This window comes from Actinomadura sp. RB99 (genome assembly GCF_014706005.1).
Taxonomy (GTDB): Bacteria; Actinomycetota; Actinomycetes; order Streptosporangiales; family Streptosporangiaceae; genus Spirillospora.
Window position 1 is genome coordinate 1 of record NZ_JABMCA010000173.1, and the last position, 1569, is coordinate 1569.

At 72.7% G+C, this 1569-nt stretch carries 2 protein-coding genes; both read left to right on the forward strand.

What is annotated here, in order from left to right; all coding sequences use genetic code 11:
- On the forward strand, positions 1-671 hold a 671-nt coding region (locus tag amrb99_RS49370), incomplete at its 5' end, for a hypothetical protein (protein ID WP_206700432.1).
- A 1-nt stretch (position 672) separates the two neighbouring features.
- A partial coding sequence (locus amrb99_RS49375; protein WP_206700433.1) for a hypothetical protein occupies positions 673-1569 on the forward strand: 897 nt, incomplete at its 3' end.

A 1569-nucleotide genomic window follows, 5' to 3' on the forward strand; every position in this document is an offset into this window, starting at 1 on the left:
CGGCAGTGTCCTATTCGCAGGCTCGGTTCACGCCGTTGATGGACGTCGTCCGGTCGCTGTGCTCGGCGAGCGACCCGCAGCTCGGCGTTCGCGTGCAGCAGGTCGGCGACGAGCTGCTGTTCGACGTCTACGTCCCGCAGGACCGCAGCGGCCGCGTCGCGTTCTCCCAGAAGTCGGGCAACCTTCGCGCCTACAGCCTGACGCGGGCCGCACCGACCGCTACGCACGTCGTCGTCGCGGGTGCGGGCGAGGGCTCGACGCGCCCGTTCGTCGAGCGCCGCGACACCGACGCCGCGACCGAGTGGCGCCGGGTGATCCGGACGTTCGTGGACCAGCGCTCGACGGACGTGGTGTCGGAGCTGGAGAGCGCCGGGGACGAGGCGCTGAAGGCGGCACGCGGGACCGGCGCGCTGAGCGTGACCGCCGTGGACACCGAATCCTGCCGGTTCGGCCGGCACTTCGGGCTCGGCGACTGGGTGTCGGTGAAGCTCGCGACCGGCGCCGTCTACGTCGATCAGGTCACGGCCGTGAAGATCACCGCCGACAAAGACGGCGTCCACCCCGCCGAGATCACCATCGGCACCGACCCGACCGACGACAACGAGTCCGACCTGTACGACCGCGTCCGCGAGCTGGAGGCGGCCCTGTCCGCGCTGCAAAGGAGCCTGTGACGTGACCGAGAACAGCGGGCCGTGGGACCCGGTAGACCCCGAGAACCCTGTCGCGCCGAACGAAGTGCTCGACGGCACCGCGTGGGAGCTGCTGCTCGCGGAGTTCCTCGACGGCATCAACGGGGCGCCCGGCTCGGGGCTGCTCGCCGCGACCGAGACCGGGACGCGCGGCGTCGCTCACGCGCCCGGCCCGGCGCTCACCCGCGCCCGGTGGTACAAGCCGTCCGAGTCGATCACGAAGTTCTCCCCGGCGAACGGCACGACCTCGACCAGGACGGACCGGTCGGTGCTGCGCGTGGACCGGTCGGCGAAGCAGGTCACGCTCGAGCTGCTCGTCGGCAGCCCCGGGTCCGGCGCTCCGGCGCTGACGTCCACCGACACCGTGACGGACCGGCCGCTGTGGCAGTGGGCGGTCACGCCCGGCGCGACCACCGTCGCTGACCTGACCGACCAGCGGCAGTGGCTCGGCAGCACGGTCCGCCCCTGCACCTCGACGAACCGGCCGATGAACCCGCGCGTCGGGCAGATCGCGCTCGAGAGCGACACCGGCCGGTGGATCGGGTGGCTGGGGTCCGGGTGGGTCGTGCTGCGCGAGGACACCGGCCGCGTCGCGCTCACGCTCAACGGCCCGCAGGGCACCGCGTGGGAGCTGCGGAACCTCGCCAACATCCGCCGCAAGGACGGATGGGCGCACATGCGCCTCTCCCTCGGCCGCTCCGCGACGCTGCCGCTGAACCTCTCGGACACCGACGGGTCCGTCCCCATCACCCTCGCCGAAGGGTGGATCCCCGCACAGGACGAGTTCGCGGTCGGCTTCTCGCACCAGAACCGCGTCCCGATCGCCGTGTCGGTGGAGACCGCGACCGGCGCCCGGGGCTACGCCCGGATCCGCCCGCTG